This is a genomic window from Leifsonia sp. Soil_N53 (genome assembly GCF_057655165.1).
On the sequence record NZ_JBDGMM010000063.1, the window covers coordinates 145,571 to 159,914 of the forward strand.

At 72.7% G+C, this 14,344-nt stretch carries 12 protein-coding genes; 3 read left to right on the forward strand and 9 right to left on the reverse strand.

Features of this window, described 5'->3' with window-relative positions:
• Positions 1–94 precede the first annotated feature (94 nt).
• From AC3A3H_RS12830 to AC3A3H_RS12870, 9 genes are all read right to left on the reverse strand, one after another.
• Complete coding sequence (locus AC3A3H_RS12830; protein WP_487614935.1) at positions 95–2,260, reverse strand: S9 family peptidase; 2,166 nt, start codon at positions 2,258–2,260, stop codon at positions 95–97.
• Positions 2,261–2,406: 146 nt separating this feature from the next.
• Positions 2,407–3,966 carry an FUSC family protein gene (locus AC3A3H_RS12835; protein ID WP_487614936.1) on the reverse strand — a complete coding sequence of 520 codons (1,560 nt, stop codon included), beginning with the start codon at positions 3,964–3,966 and terminating at the stop codon, positions 2,407–2,409.
• A gap of 66 nt (positions 3,967–4,032) precedes the next feature.
• Positions 4,033–5,013 carry an ROK family protein gene (locus tag AC3A3H_RS12840; protein ID WP_487614937.1) on the reverse strand — a complete coding sequence of 327 codons (981 nt, stop codon included), beginning with the start codon at positions 5,011–5,013 and terminating at the stop codon, positions 4,033–4,035.
• Positions 5,010–5,798 (reverse strand): copper homeostasis protein CutC, encoded by a 789-nt coding sequence (locus AC3A3H_RS12845; protein ID WP_487614938.1) that lies wholly within the window; start codon positions 5,796–5,798, stop codon positions 5,010–5,012. Before AC3A3H_RS12845 ends, AC3A3H_RS12840 begins: the two co-directional genes overlap by 4 nt.
• The gene (locus tag AC3A3H_RS12850; RefSeq protein ID WP_487614939.1) at positions 5,795–6,790 is read right to left on the reverse strand and encodes an asparaginase; all 996 of its coding nucleotides are present in this window, start codon (positions 6,788–6,790) and stop codon (positions 5,795–5,797) included. The genes AC3A3H_RS12845 and AC3A3H_RS12850 overlap by 4 nt, the downstream gene beginning before the upstream one ends.
• Entirely contained in the window at positions 6,783–7,724 is a 942-nt protein-coding gene (locus AC3A3H_RS12855) for an amino acid ABC transporter permease (protein WP_487614940.1), read from the reverse strand. The genes AC3A3H_RS12850 and AC3A3H_RS12855 overlap by 8 nt, the downstream gene beginning before the upstream one ends.
• Positions 7,721–8,365 carry an amino acid ABC transporter permease gene (locus tag AC3A3H_RS12860; protein ID WP_487614941.1) on the reverse strand — a complete coding sequence of 215 codons (645 nt, stop codon included), beginning with the start codon at positions 8,363–8,365 and terminating at the stop codon, positions 7,721–7,723. Before AC3A3H_RS12860 ends, AC3A3H_RS12855 begins: the two co-directional genes overlap by 4 nt.
• Before the next feature lie 103 nt (positions 8,366–8,468).
• Positions 8,469–9,422, reverse strand: coding sequence for a glutamate ABC transporter substrate-binding protein (locus AC3A3H_RS12865; RefSeq protein ID WP_487614942.1), 954 nt, complete (start codon positions 9,420–9,422; stop codon positions 8,469–8,471).
• Between the two features lie 57 nt (positions 9,423–9,479).
• Positions 9,480–10,208: an amino acid ABC transporter ATP-binding protein gene (locus AC3A3H_RS12870; RefSeq protein ID WP_487614943.1), complete on the reverse strand. Its 729-nt coding sequence runs from the start codon at positions 10,206–10,208 to the stop codon at positions 9,480–9,482.
• A gap of 190 nt (positions 10,209–10,398) precedes the next feature.
• On the opposite strand from AC3A3H_RS12870, the gene AC3A3H_RS12875 reads away from it, so the two are divergent.
• The 3 genes from AC3A3H_RS12875 to AC3A3H_RS12885 are packed head-to-tail and all read left to right on the forward strand — an operon-like array spanning position 10,399 to position 14,284.
• Positions 10,399–11,601, forward strand: coding sequence for an ROK family protein (locus AC3A3H_RS12875; RefSeq protein ID WP_487614944.1), 1,203 nt, complete (start codon positions 10,399–10,401; stop codon positions 11,599–11,601).
• A 2-nt stretch (positions 11,602–11,603) separates the two neighbouring features.
• Complete coding sequence (locus tag AC3A3H_RS12880; RefSeq protein ID WP_487614945.1) at positions 11,604–12,533, forward strand: Gfo/Idh/MocA family protein; 930 nt, start codon at positions 11,604–11,606, stop codon at positions 12,531–12,533.
• A 41-nt stretch (positions 12,534–12,574) separates the two neighbouring features.
• A complete protein-coding gene (locus AC3A3H_RS12885; RefSeq protein ID WP_487614946.1) occupies positions 12,575–14,284 on the forward strand; it encodes a glycoside hydrolase family 13 protein in 1,710 nt (569 codons plus the stop codon).
• The last annotated feature ends 60 nt before the right edge of the window (positions 14,285–14,344 follow it).

The following is a 14,344-nucleotide window of genomic DNA, read 5'->3' on the forward strand; positions in this document are numbered from 1 at the left end:
CGGAGGATCCGCGGGCGCGCCGGGGCGCCAGTCCCTCCGGTACGGGCCCCGGATCGGCGCGCCGGCCCGGATCTCCTCCGTTGCGGCCGCCCCGTCACTCCCCGCTCGGGTGCGCCCCCACCACATCGAGCAGCCACGCGAGCGAGAACGCTCGCTCGCGCCACGCCGCGTACCGCCCCGAGACCCCGCCGTGGCCCGCCGCCATCTCGGTCTTGAGCAGCGCGTCGGCGCCGACCTCCCGGAGCTTCGCCACCCACTTCGCCGGCTCGACGTACAGCACACGGGTGTCGTTCAGGCTGGTGACGGCGAGGATGCGCGGGTACGCGGTGTGATGGATGTTCTCCACGGGCGCGTACGACTTCATGTAGTAGTACACGTCCTCGTCGTGGAGCGGGTCGCCCCACTCGTCCCACTCGATCACCGTCAACGGCAGCGAGGGGTCGAGGATGGTGGTCAGCGGGTCCACGAACGGCACCTCGGCGAGCACGCCCGCGAACAGCCGCGGCGCGAGGTTGGCGACGGCGCCCATCAGGAGGCCGCCGGCGCTCCCGCCCTGGGCCGCGAGCTGGGGCGGCGTCGTCCAGCCCTGGTCGACGAGGTGCTTCGCCGCCGCCACGAAGTCGGTGAAGGTGTTCTTCTTGTGCAGCTTCTTCCCGTGCTCGTACCACAGCCTCCCGAGCTCGCCGCCGCCGCGCACGTGCGCGATCGCGAACACGACGCCGCGGTCGAGGAGGCTGAGCCGCGGGATGCCGAACGACGGGTCCATGCTGGCCTCGTACGAGCCGTACCCGTAGAGCACGAGCGGCGCCGGCTCGCCCGGCGTGACCAGGTCGCGGCGGTAGACGAGCGAGATCGGGACGCGTGTGCCGTCGGGCGCGGTGGCCCACTCCCGGCGCTGCTCGAACAGCTCCGGCTCGAACTCGCCGAGCACCGGCTGCTGCTTGCGCAGCGTGAGCTGGCGGGTGCGCACGTCGTAGTCGTACACGCTGGACGGCGTGACGAAGCTGCCGTAGCCGAGCCGCAGGAAGGGCTGCGTCCACTCCGGGTTGCCGCCCGCGCCGACGGTGAAAAGCTCCTCGTCGAAGTGCAGTTCGTGGAGGATGTCGTCGACGTCGCCGGCCGTACTGCCCTCGGTCGGGTCCGGGAGGCACGCGACCGCGAGCCGCGTCATCCCCTCGCGGCGGTACTCGAGCGCCACGAAGTCGCGGAACGCGTCCACCCCTTCGATGCGCACGGCCGGGTCGTGGGGGAGCAGGGTCCGCCGCGGGCCCTGCGGGTCGTCGGCCGCGACGCTCACGAGTTCGAAGTTGACGGCGCCGTCGTTGTGGACGATGAGGAGGCGGTCGCGGCCTCCCGCGACGACGTGCTCGATGTCGTACTCGACGCCCTCCGTGCGCGGCCACACGACGCGGAACTCACCCGTCGGGTCGCCCGCGTCCAGCAGCCAGCTCTCGCTGGTGATGTTGGAGCCCGCCTCGATGACCAGGAACCGGCGGCTGCGGGTGAGGCCGACACCGATCCAGTACCGTTCGTCCGGTTCGTGGAAGACCTGCGCGTCGGTCTCCCCGTCCGGGCCCTGGCCGACCCGGTGCCGCCAGACGGTGTCCGGCCGCCAGGCGTCGTCCACGGTGGTGTAGAAAAGGTACTCGCCGCTCGGGTCGAAGAGCGCGCCGGCGGCGGTGCCGGCGATTTCGTCGGGGAAGGTGGTCTTGTCGGCACCCGTGCCGCTGTCGGCCAGCGACCGCACCCGGATCGTGTACCGCTCGTCGCCCTCCGTGTCGACGCCGTAGAGCAGGCGGGTGCCGTCGGCGCTGACATCGAAGCTGCCGAGCGCATAGAAGTCGTGCCCCTCGGCCTCCGCGTTGTCGTCGAGCAGGATCTGCTCTCCCGGGAGGCCGCGCTGCTGCGCCTCCTCGTCGAGCGCCGGCGGCTCCCAGTCGTCGGGGCCGGCGATGGGGGCGCGGCAGTGGATGCCGTACTGCTTTCCCTCGACGGTGCGCGTGTAGTACCACCAGTCGCCCTCGCGGGTCGGGACGCTCAGGTCGGTCTCGCGGGTGCGCGACTTGATCTCGTCGAAGATCTGCTCGCGCAGGACGGCGAGCTTCTCGGTGCGCGCGTTGGTGTACGCGTTCTCCTCGTGGAGGTGGGCGATGACCGCGGGATCCTCCTTGTCGCGCAGCCACTCGTAGTCGTCGACGACGACGTCCCCGTGGTGGCTTCGCTCGGTCGGCTTCTTCGCGGTGATCGGCGGCGTGAGCATCCCCCCAGGCTACCGAACGGGGGCGGTCGCGGCGTCCTGGGTCTGGAGGTCTGTGGAGAGCGGAGGGAGTGGGGTGGCTGTGGAGGAGCAGGGCGTCGCATCGGGAGCGGCGGGCCGAAGCCCCGGACCGGCTGGCAGCGCCGACCTCACGCCGCCAGCGCGCACGCGACCGCGACCAGCGACGACCGGATGCGCTCGAGATCCGCCGGCGCGCCCAGGCTGCGCCTCGCCTGCCCGATCGCGTCGCGGAGATTCGTCCGCGCTTCCGGGTCGCGGGGCCGACGGGCCGACCCGAGCCGCGCGTCTAACGCGGGGCCGAGCGCGATCGCCGCCTCGATGCAGTTGATCGGCTGCACCCGGCCGCGGCCGCCGAGCAGGCTGCGGGCCCGGTGGGCGGGCGCCAGCTGCTCCACTCGCGCGAGCGCGGTGTGGAAGGCGGCGACTCGGGTCGCGCGGTCTTCGGCGTCCGGGGCGAGGGCTGCGCTCAGCGCGACGAGCAGTTCGGACAGGCGTCTGCGGAGCACGTCGGTCGACCGGACGGGGAGGATGAACCACGCCGATGCCACTCCGAGCAGCGCGCCGACGACGATGGCGCCCATCCGTTCGGCGAGCAGGCCGGCCTCCCCGGCGAGCCCGGCGGGTCCGAGCAGCGGGGAGACGCCGAGCAGCTCCTGAAGAAGGGTGAGGACGAGGGTGACGGTGAGCGCCCAGTACGCGTAGCTGTAGGTGCGCAGCCAGGTCCCGACGAACAGCGCGACGAAGATGACCACGACCGCGGCGAATCCGCTCGCGCTCGGAACCGCGAGCGCCAGCGCGACGGCCGCGAGCGAGCCGCCGAGCGCTCCGACGACGCGGAGCGCGCTCTTGTGGAGGACGTCGCCGCGGCCGCGGTTGCCGGCGTTCACGATGTAGGCGGTGAGGACGACCCACATCGCGTGCGCCGGGAACAGCAGCCAGCCGACGACGAACGCGGCCGCGAGGGCGACGGCGAGCTGGATCGCCATCCGGGTGCTCGCGGGGAGGCGTCGGTGCGGGGTGGCCGGGGGAGTCGGGCCGGCGGACGAGGGAGGCGGGGCGGGCGGACCTGCGGGGGAGGTGCGCTGGCCGGGCGCCTCTGCGGGGGAGGTGGTGGGATCGCCGGGCGGAAGGCTGTCCGGCGACGGGGGTCGCGGGATCGCCGCTTCGGCCGCGCCCGCCGCCCCCATCAGCACGAGCACCTCCCGCGCCAGCCCCACCCACAGCACCGCGACCACCCCGCTGAGCAGCGCCAGCAACGTGGACACCCACGCCGGCACATCCGCCGCCGGTGCGATCGGGACGACGAGCATCGCCATGAGCGGGAGCGCCCCCAGTGCGCCCAACCGAGCAGCGCGAGGGCCGAACCGGCGCAGCCACAGCGGCACGCTCATCCCCGCGACGAACACCGCGGCGCCGATCGCGGGAGCGGCGACGAGGAGCCAGCCGACCCCGGCCGCGGCGACCCCGATCACGGGGATCAGCAGCGCCGAGCGGGCGAACTCGGCGCGGCCGGCGAACTCGCGACGTCCGAGGCTCAGCGCCACGACGGTCGCGAGTACAGCAGCCGACCCGCCCGCCCCGGAACCCGCTCCGGCGAGGAGGCTCGCGACCAGCCACACGGTGGCGCAGGCGCCCGCGGCGGCCGCAGTGGTCACGAGAGCCGCGAGGCCGGTGCGGAGGTGGGTCACGCTGACATCCTGGCACTGACGACGCGAACTGGAGCGCGACGACGGGCGAAGCTCTCGGTACCCCGCCTACCGCGCCGCCCCGAACGCCAGCAGTCCCGCCCCCGCGCGCCCCGCGTCCCCGCCGAGCCCGCTGCGGACGATCGCGGGCCGCTCCCGCCACGCGAGTCCCGCCGTCACGGCGCGTTCCAGCGGGTCGAACAGCGCGTCGCCCGCGTGCGAGACGCCGCCGCCCAGCACGACCACCTTCGGGTCGAGCAGCAGAGTGAGGATGGTCAGGCCCTGCGCGAGCACGTCCACCGCCTCCCCCCAGATGCGGTCGGCGAGCGGGTCGCTGCCGAGGCGCGCCACGATGCGGCGGGTGCTCAGGGGGTCGCCGCCGGCCTCCCGGTAGCGGCGCGCGACGCCGGCCCCGGACATGTAGACCTCGAGGCAGCCGCGCTGGCCGCAGGTGCACGGCTCGCCGCCGGGGATCACCGGGATGTGCCCGAATTCGCCGGCTGCGCCTGTCGCGCCGGTGATCGTCCCTCCCGCGGTGACGAGGGCCGCGGCGACGCCGGTGCCGATCGGGACCAGCACGAAGTCGTCCGAGCCCCGCGCCGCGCCATAGGTGCGCTCCGCCAGGCCGGCCGCGCGGACGTCGTGGCCGACCGCGACAGGGAGCCGCAGCTCGCGTTGCAGGATGTCGAGCAGCGGGACCTCGCGCCAGTCCAGGTTGGAGGCGTAGTGCACGATTCCGCGCTGCTCGTCCAGCATCCCCGGAGTGGCGACGCCCGCGCCGACGACCTCGCTCCCGGCCGTCCCGGCGATGCCGCGGAGGTCGTGGAACAGGGTCACGAGCGCGTCGAGGATGTCGCTGCCGGGGGTGGGACGCGTCAGCTCCGCGATCACGGCGCCACCTTCCGCGACGACCGCGCCCTTCATGGCGGTGCCGCCGAGGTCGACGGCGAGGACGACGGAGGAGTCGGTGAAGTCGGTGAAGTCGGTGGCCATGCGCGAGCCGGAGTCCGGGCCGGCGGCGTCTGACAGCGCCACCGTCCCGCCGCTCATGCCGCCACCTCCCGCACCGCCGCGACGACGGCAGCCACCACGGGCCCCGACGTCACGACCCGCTCGCCGGAGTCGTAGGCGCTCGTCGCGAGCGACCCGCTGGCAACCTTGGTCGCAGCCCGCAGGTGGACTTCGCGCACGCCCGTCCGGCGCACCAGCTCGGCCACGTTCGACGGGCGCACCCCGCCCCCGGCCAGCACCGCGATCCGGTCGCCGGCCTGCGTGACGAGTGCCGCGAGCTCGGCGGCACCCTCCAGCGTGGAGGACGCCCCGCCCGACGTGAGCACCCGCGCGACGCCGAGGTCCACCAGTGTCTCGAGCGCGGCGGCGCGGTCGGGGACCTGGTCGAACGCCTTGTGGAAGGTGACCGGCGCATCGCCGCACGCGTCCACGAGCTGCCGGGTGGCGTCGACGTCCACGGAGCCGTCCGGCAGCAGTGCGCCGACCACGAAGCCGAGGGGGACACCGTGCGGATTGGGCAGCGCCCGCACCGCGTGGATGTCCGCCACCATCGCGGCGAGCTCGTCCGCGTCGAACACGAAGTCACCGGCGCGCTGGCGCACCAGCACGTTGACGCCCAGCCGTTCCGCGATCCGCAGAGCGGCCGACACCGTGCCGATCGACGGGGTCAGCCCGCCGTCGCCCAGCGCGCTGCACAGCTCGATGCGATCGGCCTCCGCGGACTCCGCGACGCGCACGCCGGCGAGGTCCTCCAGGCAGATCTCCACGGCCACCCCGGTCTCCACCACCACCCCAGCACCCTCCACCGCCCCGGCACCGCTCACGCGACGCGCTCCAGCGCGGCAGCCAGGTCGGCGCCGACCTCGATGCGCCCGACCGGCACGCCGCCGCCGAGCACCGGGAGGTCCACGAGCGCGCCCGCGCCCGAGATGTCCGTGCCGAGCGCCTCCAGTACCCGGAGGGCGATCAGCGTCGTGGCGCGCGGGCTGCCGTCGACGATCTTCATCGCGACCGCGGTCCCGTCGGCCGCGGCGACGCCGATCACGCCCTCCGCGCCGCCCTTGGCCAGCGCGCCGGGGACGGTCTCCATCAGGGTCGAGTTCTGGTGCCCGCTGCCGCCGACGTAGAAGGGGTGCGCGCGCATCGCGTCGGCGACCGCGCGCTCCGGGGTCCCAGGCGCTGCGGTGACGAGGCGGCCGAACGCGCGGGCGACGCCGTGCACGGTCGTCCCGAACAGCGGCGCCCCGCAGCCGTCGACAGCGTCGTGCTCGACGGCGACGCCCGTCAGCGCGGCCATGGTGTCGCGCACGTGCTGCTGGACCGGGTGCGACGGGTCGAGGTAGCCGTCCGTCGGCCAGCCGTTCGCGGCGGCGGCGAGCAGCATCGCGGCGTGCTTGCCGGAGCAGTTCATCCGGATGCGGGCGCGCGGCTCGCCGGCGCGGATCATCCGCTCGAAGGTGCCTTCGTCCTCCGGCCGGTCGACCGGGCAGCCCAGCGCCGACTCGTCGACCCCGGCCGCAGCCAGGATGCCGCGCACGACACGCACGTGCTCGTCCTCCCCGGTGTGGCTGCCTGCCGCGATGGCCAGCGACGGTCCGGAGAGGGAGGCGGCCGCGGTGAGGCAGGCCAGCGCCTGCAGCGGCTTGACCGTGCTGCGCGGCAGCACCACCGCCTCCGGGTCGCCCAGTTCGAGCAGGATGCCGCCGTCCGAATCCAGCGCGACGAGGCTGCCGAAGTGCCGGCTCTCGATCAGCCCGGAGCGTCGGACGGCGGCGAGCTCGGCGAGCCCGGGGACGGCGGAGGCGGTGCTAGACATGGGTCTCTTCCTGGTGCTGGGCCGCCGGCAGGGCCGGCAGCGCGGGCTGCGCGGAGGGGCGTCGCCTGGGTCCGCGCTGCAGGCGGGAGGCGAACGCCGAGAGGCTGCCGTTGACGACCAGGTAGATGACCGTCACGGCGACGTAGGTGGGGATGAGCAGGTGCAGGTAGGAGGCGAGCACCTGCCCGCGGTAGAGCAGCTCGGTGAACGCCACGATGTAGCCGAGCGAGGTGTCCTTCAGGAGGCTGACGAACTGGGTGACCAGCGACGGCGCCACGTTCCGCGCGGCCTGCGGGAGCACCACGAACCGCATCGCCTGGCCCGGCCGCATCCCGAGGCTGAGCGCCGCCTCGCGCTGACCGCGGGGGAGGCTCAGGATGCCGGCGCGCACGATCTCCGCGAACACGGCCGAATTGGCGATCGTCAGCGGCACGACCAGCTTCCACAGCACCGGCAGGTTGATGCCGAGCTGCGGGAGGCCGAAGAGCATGAGGTAGATGACCAGCAGCACCGGGACCGTGCGCGCGATCTCGATGTAGAGCCCGCACAGCCAGCGCACCGAGCGCAGGCGGCTGATCCGCCCGAGGGCCAGGAGCACCCCGAGGAGGCCACCGAGGACGGCGACGATCGCCGCGGCTTCCAGGGTCCCGAGGAGTCCGACCAGCAGGTAGTTCCAGATCGGCCACTCGGTGAACGGCGCCCAGCGCTCGGGCGCGAGCTGCCCGTGCGACGCGAACTGCCACAGCCCATAGCCGAGCAGCCCGGCGATCGCGAGGCAGCTGAGGACGGTGCCGATCAGGATGTTGCGGCGCCCGCGCGGGCCGGGGACGTCGTACATGAACGCGGCGGCATATGCGCGGCGGGGACGCTTGCCGCGCGACGAGCGCGACGACGAGCGCGGCGCCGGACGGTCGGGGATGAGTTGTGCGGTCATCGCGTGATCGCCACCTTCCGCTCCACCCAGCCGGCGGCCAGGCCGATCGCCAGCGCGATGGCCATGTAGAGGATGCCCGCGCTGGAGAAGATCAGGATGGGCTGCGCCGCGACGAGGTTGATCTTGTTCACCTCGGCGGTCAGCTCCACGACGCCCACGGCGGCGGCCAGGGCGGTGTTCATCGCAAGCGCGATCATCACGTTGCCGATGGGCTGCACCACCGCGCGCAGCGCCTGCGGCACGACGACGAGCCGCAGCGACTGGCCGAGGGTGAAGCCCAGGGCACGGGAGGCCTCCACCTGCCCGACCGGCACGGTGTTCACGCCCGAGCGCACGGCTTCCGCGACGTAGGCGGCCTCGTAGACGGTGAGGACGATGATCGCGGTCGGCGTCAGCGGCAGCAGCAGGCCGGCGTCCGGGAGGGCGAACACGGCGAGCAGCAGCAGCGCCAGCAGCGGCACGTTGATGAAGAACTGCACGTAGAGGAACGCCGCGGCGCGCAGCACCGGGATCGGGCTCACGCGCGCGATCGTGATCAGCACGCCGAGCACGATCGAGCCGACGCCGGCGATGATCGCCATCATCAGCGTCGTGCCGAGGGCCTGCAGCAGCGGCCCGAGGTTGTCGATCAGGGGGTTCATCGCTCGCTCACTCGTGAGGAAGTCGGAGGGGGCGGGCGGAGCCGGAGGACCGGCTCCGCCCGGGGGCTCCCGGACTCAGGGCCCGGGAACTCGAGGGTCGGGCTCAGGAGCCCGGGACCGAGCCGATCTCCGGCGGGGTCGGGATGGCCGAGTCGGTCACGGTGCCGAGCGTGGTCTTCCACGCCTGGCCCCACTGACCGCCCTTCTGGATGGTCTTCAGCCAGTTGTTGACGAACGACTTGAAATCGCTGTCGCCGTGCGGGAGGCCGATGCCGTAGGGCTCCTTGGTGAACGGCTGGCCGACCACCTTGATCTGCTTCTCGCTGGCGGCGTCGCTGGCGAGCAGGGTGTAGTCCTGCACGTAGGCGTCGCCGCGGCCCTGGATGAGCGCCTGGACGGCGGCCGGGTCGGTGGCGAACGCGGTGACGGTCGCCTTCGGCGCGACCTTCGGCACCTCGGTGACGGCCGGCGTGTTCGCGCCGACGATCACGTTCTTGCCGTCGAGGTCCTTCTCGCTCTTGATGTCCTTGTTGTCGCTCTTGACGGCGACGGACAGCCCCGACTCGAAGTACGGGCCGGCGAAGTCGACCTGCGTCGCGCGCTGCTCGGTGATCGTGTACGTGTTGAAGACGACGTCGACGGTGCCGTTCTGCAGCATCGCCTCCCGGGTCTCCGACGCCGGCGGGACGATCTCCACGTTCGGCTTGCCGAGGATGTAGATCGCGAGCAGCTTGGCCAGGTCGGCGTCGAAGCCGGTGACCGAGCTCGGGTCGGTCGGGTCCTGCTGCGAGAGCAGCGGGGCGTCGAGCGCTTCGGCGACGATGAGCTTGCCGCGCTTCTTGATCTTCTCCATCGTGGAGCCGGGGATGATCAGGTCGGCCTTGGCGACGGGGGCGCCGGAGAAGACCGGGTCGGTCTTGGCCGTGGAGCCGGCTCCGTCGCCGGGGAGGGCCGTGGTGCCGGAGGAGCAGGCGGTGACGGCGAGCGTCACAGCCGCGAGCAGGGCGCCGGCGAAGGCGGCCCGGCGGCGGGTCGTGCGGGTCGTGCTGCGGGTCATTGCATCCCTTTCTGAGTTCGGACGGTTCGTGGTGCTGTGGAGCGTGGTGCGACGGCGTCAGTGCGAGAGCACGGAGGCCAGGAACGACTTGGCCCGCTCGGTGCGGGGCGAGTCGAAGAATTCGGCGGGCGTCGCCTGCTCGACGATCTGCCCGTGGTCCATGAAGACGACGCGGTCGGCGGCGCGGCGGGCGAAGCCCATCTCGTGCGTGACGACGATCATCGTCATCCCCTCACGGGCCAGGGAGGTCATCACGTCGAGCACCTCGCCGACCATCTCGGGGTCGAGCGCGCTGGTGGGCTCGTCGAACAGCATCACCTTGGGCTGCATGGCGAGGGCGCGGGCGATCGCGGCGCGCTGCTGCTGACCGCCGGAGAGCTGCGCCGGGTGGCTGCCGGCCTTGTCGGCGATGCCGACCCGGTCGAGCAGTTCGAGGGCCTGGCGCTCGGCCTCCGCCTTCTTCACCTTGCGCACCTTGACCGGCGCGAGCGCGACGTTGTCGAGGACGGTGCGGTGCGCGAACAGATTGAACGACTGGAACACCATGCCGACCTCCGCGCGCAGGCGGGCCAGGTCGGCGCCCTCCTGGGGGAGCAGTTCGCCGTCGACGCGGATCTCGCCGCCGTCGATGGTCTCCAGGCGGTTGATCGAGCGGCAGAGCGTGGACTTGCCGGAGCCGGACGGCCCGACCACCACGACCACCTCGCTCGGTGCGACGTCGAGGTCGATCGAGCGGAGGACGTGCAGGTCGCCGAAGTGCTTGTCGACGCCGCGCAGGCTCACCATCGGGCGAGAGTTCGGTGTTTCCATCGGGTTCCTCGTATCGTCATCGGTCGGGATGCGACGAGCGTACTAAGTAACTCATGTTCTTGCAATTTCGAATTTGGTTGATTCGAAATCGAAGAAAGTCGTTACAGTATTCTCAACGAAGACGTGCACGCGACGGATGCGTGCGAACGAGGGGGATGCGCTGAAGATGAGCGGCACGCACACCGCGGCACCCGGGAACACGCCGTCCACTCCGGGCGGGATCCTCCATCTCGTCCGCTCGGGACGCGCCGGCTCGCGCGCCGACATCGCACGCCACACCGGGCTGTCGCCCTCCACGGTCACCCAGAGGGTCGACGCGCTGCTCGCCGCCGGCTTCCTCCGCGAGGCGGGAGAGGGCGTCTCGCACGGCGGCCGACGCCCGCGCGCTCTGGAGGTCGACCCGAGCTCCGGCGTGGTCGTCGCCGCCGACCTCGGCTCGCACCACGCCACCTTCGGTCTGTTCGACCTGTCCGGGCGACTGCTGGCCTCCCGCAACGAGGCCATGGACATCGGCTCGGGACCGGACCGCGTGCTCGCCTGGGTCGCCGCGAGCGCCGAGGACCTGCGCGCGCAGCACGCGGCGCCTGCGCAGGAGCTGCGCGGCATCGGGATCGGCATGCCGGGACCCGTGGACTCCAGCACCGGCCGGATGGTCTCGCCGTCGAGGATGCCCGGCTGGAACGGGCTGGACGTCGCTGCCGCGCTGGCCTCCCGCACCGGCTTGACCGTCGCCGTCGACAACGACGCCAACCTCATGGCGCTCGGCGAGTTCGACGCCACCGCTCAGACCCCCGGCGCGCTCTCCGCCGACGGCCAGCTGGTGTTCGTCAAAGCCGGATCGAGCATCGGCTGCGGGATCGTCGCCTTCGGCGGTGTCTACCGCGGCCACCACGGCATGGCGGGCGACATCAGCCACGTCACGGTACCGGGGGCGCCGGAGGTGCTCTGCTCCTGCGGCCGCGTCGGCTGCCTCGACGCCGTCGCCGGGGGCGCCGCGATCGTTCAGGCCCTGCGCCGGGACGGCGTCGACGTCGCCGACACCCGCGACGTCCTCGCGCTCGCCAGCGACGCGCATCCGCTGGCGACGCTCATGCTGCGGGAGGCCGGCCTCCGCACCGGTGGGGTGCTCGCCACGATCATGAACTTCTTCAACCCGCAGCGGCTGGTGCTCGGCGGCATCCTCGGTGAGGCGGAGGCCTTCGTCGCCGGGGTGCGCTCGGCGATCTACTCCGATTGCCTGCCGATGATCACCGATCAGCTCGACATCGCGGTCAGCGTGGCGAAGCAGGAGGCCGGCATCCGCGGCGCCGCCCGGCTCGTGCTCGACGCCCTCTTCGACCCGGCGCAGGTCGACCGCGCGGTGCGATGAACGTGGAGTCCGCACGCCGGCACGGCGCGATCGTGGTCGGCGCCGGCCGGATGGGCGAGGCGCATGCGGAGGCGTGGGCGGCGTGCGGCGTCCCGGTCCGCTGGGTCGTCTCGCCCCGCCGGCGCCCCGACCTGGCGGCCGCGCCCGATGCGCGCTGGGCGACCTCGCTCGCGGAGGCGCTCGCCGACCCGGGAGCGGACCTCGTCTCGATCTGCACCCCCACCCCCAGCCACGCCGACCTCGCGGTGGCGGCGCTCGCCGCGGGCAGGAACGTGCTGCTCGAGAAGCCCATCGCGCTCACACTCGCCGACGCCGAGCGGGTGGCGGAGGCCGCGGGCCGGTCGGCGGCAGTCCTGATGGTGGCTCACGTCGTGCGCTTCTTCCCGGGGTACGCGGCACTCGCCGCGCGGGTCGCGGCCGGTGCGGTCGGACGGCCGAGGGCCGTGCTCGGGTCGCGGCTGTCGGCCGAGCCGAGCTGGGCGGAGTGGCTGGCGGACGAGAGCCGCTCCGGCGGGATGATCGTCGACTTCGCCATCCACGACGTCGACCAGGCGAACGCGTATCTCGGCGAGCCGGTCGCCGTCACGGCGGTCCGCGCACCGGGCGACGGCTTCGGGGCCCCGGCCGCGATCACGGTCGAGTACGCCTCGGGCGGTGTGGCCCAGCTGCTCGCCGCCGCCGACCTCCCCGCGGGCACGCCGTTCCGCACGACGCTGGAGGTCGTCGGCGACCGCGCCACGGACGCGATGGCCGAGCTCGCAGGCGACCCGTTCGCGGCCCAGGCCCGCTACTTCCTGGAGTGCGTCGAGAACGGCGCGGAGCCGGCGCGCTCGCCGGTGGCCGCGGCGATCGACGCGCTGCGCGTGTGCCTGGCGGCGCGGGAGTCCGCGCGGCGGGGCGTCCGCGTGCTGCTCGACGGCCGACCCGGCTGAAGCGGCCGGAGGCCGTCCGCAGCCGCGGGTAAGGTGGCCCCGTGAGCGAGACATGGTGGAAGTCGGCAGTCGTCTATCAGATCTACCCGCGCAGCTTCGCGGACAGCGACGGCGACGGCATCGGCGACCTCCGCGGCATCATCCAGCACCTGGACTACCTGCACGAGCTCGGAGTCGACGTGGTGTGGCTGTCGCCCATTTACGCGTCACCGCACGATGACAACGGCTACGACATCAGCGACTACCGTGCGATCGACCCGCTGTTCGGCACCTTCGAGGACTTCGACGAGCTGCTGGCCGGCCTCCATGCGCGCGGCATCAAGCTGGTGATGGACCTGGTGGTCAACCACACCTCGGACGAGCACCCGTGGTTCATCGAGTCCGCGGCGTCGCTCGACAGCCCGAAGCGCGACTGGTACTGGTGGCGGCCGCCGCGCGACGGCGTGGAGGCAGGCGCGCACGGCGCCGAGCCGAACAATTGGGGGTCGTTCTTCTCGGGTCCTGCCTGGCAGCTCGATCCCGCCACCGGCGAGTACTACCTCCACCTCTTCTCGCGCAAGCAGCCGGACCTCAACTGGGAGAACCCGGAGGTGCGCGAGGCCGTCTACGACATGATGAACTGGTGGCTCGACCGCGGGGTCGACGGCTTCCGCATGGATGTCATCAACTTCATCTCCAAGGTGACGGCACTGCCCGACGGCGAGGTGCCGCCCGGCCGGCTGTACGGGGACGGCTACCCGTTCTTCGGCCAGGGGCCGCGCATCCACGAGTTCCTGCACGAGATGCACGAGCGCGTCTTCGCCGGCCGCGCCGACCGTATCCTCACTGTGGGCGAGATGCCCGGCGTCTCCGTCGAGCAGGCGCGACTGTTCACCGACCCCGCGCGCGAGGAGGTCGACATGGTGTTCCAGTTCGAGCACGTCGACCTCGACCACGGGCCGGGCGGCAAGTGGGACGATCGCCCAGCGAGCGTGCTCGACCTCAAGCGCAACCTCGCCAAGTGGCAGGAGGGTCTCGCCGAGATCGGCTGGAACAGCCTCTACTGGAACAACCACGACCAGCCCCGCGTGGTCAGCCGGTTCGGCGACGACCGGCCGGAGCACCGGGTCGCCTCGGCGAAGGCGCTCGGAACCGTGCTGCACCTGATGCGCGGGACGCCCTACGTCTACCAGGGCGAGGAGCTCGGGATGGCGAACGTGCCCTTCGAGTCCATCGACGACTTCCGCGACATCGAGACGCTCAACCACTACGCGGAGGCCGTCGACATCCAGGGCCAGGACGCCGGCACGGTCATGGCCGCGCTGCGCCGCACGAGCCGGGACAACGCGCGAACGCCGATGCAGTGGTCGGCGGCCCACGCCGCGGGCTTCACGACGGGCACGCCGTGGATCGAGGCCAACCCCGACCACGTGCTCGTGAACGCGGCCGCCGAGACGGGTGCGGCGGACTCGGTGTTCGCCCACTACCGTCGGCTGATCGACCTCCGGCACCGCTCGGACGTAGTCGCCGACGGCGGCTTCACGCTCGTGCTGGCCGACCATCCGCAGGTGTTCGCGTACGTGCGCGAGCTCGACGGGAGACGTCTGCTCGTGCTCGTGAACCTGACGGGCGAGCCGGCGCAGTACGACCCCGACGAGCTCGGCGGCTGGGACGGTGCGGCCCTGGTGCTCGGCAATCCGGCCGACTCGGCCGGCCGCGGAGTCTCCGGCACGCTCGAGCCGTGGGAGGCGCTGGTCTTCGAACAGTCCTGATCCGCGGGGTTGTGCTCCCGGCGCAGTGGGGTGTGTGATGGGCGACAACGTCGCCCGGAC